This is a genomic window from Vibrio sp. Vb0888 (genome assembly GCF_033338835.1).
GTDB classification, from domain to species: Bacteria; Pseudomonadota; Gammaproteobacteria; order Enterobacterales; family Vibrionaceae; genus Vibrio; species Vibrio alginolyticus.
The window spans coordinates 1-1,340 of sequence record NZ_JAWOTL010000147.1 but is presented as its reverse complement, the minus strand read 5'-3'; the positions used below and the strand labels follow the sequence as shown (position 1 = coordinate 1,340).

At 47.6% G+C, this 1,340-nt stretch carries 1 protein-coding gene and 1 pseudogene; both read left to right on the top strand.

The genetic code is table 11. The annotated features are described in order from the left end of the window. Positions 1-878: pseudogene (locus R7P72_RS24585) on the top strand (heme anaerobic degradation radical SAM methyltransferase ChuW/HutW); the annotation flags it as partial. 33 nt (positions 879-911) lie between these two features. After that, positions 912-1,340: heme utilization cystosolic carrier protein HutX (gene hutX, locus R7P72_RS24580; RefSeq protein ID WP_318110910.1), on the top strand; the 429-nt coding region annotated here is incomplete at its 3' end.

The window sequence follows — 1,340 nt, the reverse complement described above, 5'->3', positions numbered from 1 at the left end:
AGTTGTATCAAGGTGCGTTAGATGGCGGCTTTAACCGCTTCTCTTTTGGCGTGCAGAGCTTCAACACTCAAGTTCGTCGCAGTGCAAAGCGTCTTGATGATAGAGAAGACGTACTTAAACGCGTTTCGGAACTGGCGAAGGAAGACAAAATCCCAGTCATCATCGACTTGTTGTACGGCTTGCCTTATCAAACCAAAGAAATACTTGAACAAGATCTTAACGATTTTATGTCGACAGGCGCGCATGGCTTGGATTTGTATCAGTTGGTCGTGGGTGGAACTGCGCCAATGCTCAATCTCGTTGAAAAAGGCAAGATCCCACCACCAGCGACGACGCCAGAGAAAGCGGGCATGTATGAGCTAGGTGTGAACTTTATGGCGAAGCACCACATGAAGCAGTTGAGCGTGAACCACTGGGCCGTCGATAACCGTGAGCGTAGCCTATACAACAGCTTAGCCAAGACGTACGCAGAAGTGTTACCGATTGGATGCGGTGCTGGTGGCAACATTGGCGGCTACGGGGTGATGCTGCACCGCACTTTAGACACCTACATCAAAGCGGTGAATGAAGGGCAAAGTACGATTGCGATGATGATGAAGCACAGCCCATTAGAGCCATTATTTGCAGCGCTAAAATCCGGGTTTGACCGAGGCATTGTTCAGGCAAGTAAACTGCCGATGTTTATGGGTAGCGATACGTTCGATTTTCTCATGCCGCTGTTTAAAGTATGGCAAGACAAAGGCTTAGTTGAGCTTCAAGAGCGAAGCTTAGTGCTTACTTTAGCGGGCAGTTTTTGGGCCGTTTCGTTAGCGCAAGCATGTATTCAGGTACTGACATCAGAGATGAACGAAAGCGTGCCAAAAGTATCCAATAATTAATGAAGACAAATTGAAGAAAAGATGGAAAACAAAATGGAATCAATCAAGCAACAGGTAGAAGCTCTATTGGAACAAGAACCTCAACTTCTGCCTGCCGCAATGGCAGAGCGTTTAGGTGTGACAGAATTTGATGTTGTCGCTGCACTGCCGCAAGAGATGGTTGCGATTGCTCCGGGTGAACAAGCGCAAACAATCCTTGAAAGCCTAGTTGGCTTTGGCCCAGTGACGACGATCGTACACTCCTTCGGCTCCATTTTCGAGGTGAAAGCGCCTTTTCCGAAAGGCAAAGTTGCGCGTGGTTATTACAACCTAATGGGGCGAGAAGGTGGGCTGCATGGTCACCTCAAATTGGATAACGTGAAAAATATCGCGCTGGTCAGTAAACCGTTTATGGGACGTGAAAGTCACTACTTTGGCTTTTTCTCTGAATGCGGCAGCAATATCTTCAAAGTGTACTTAGGG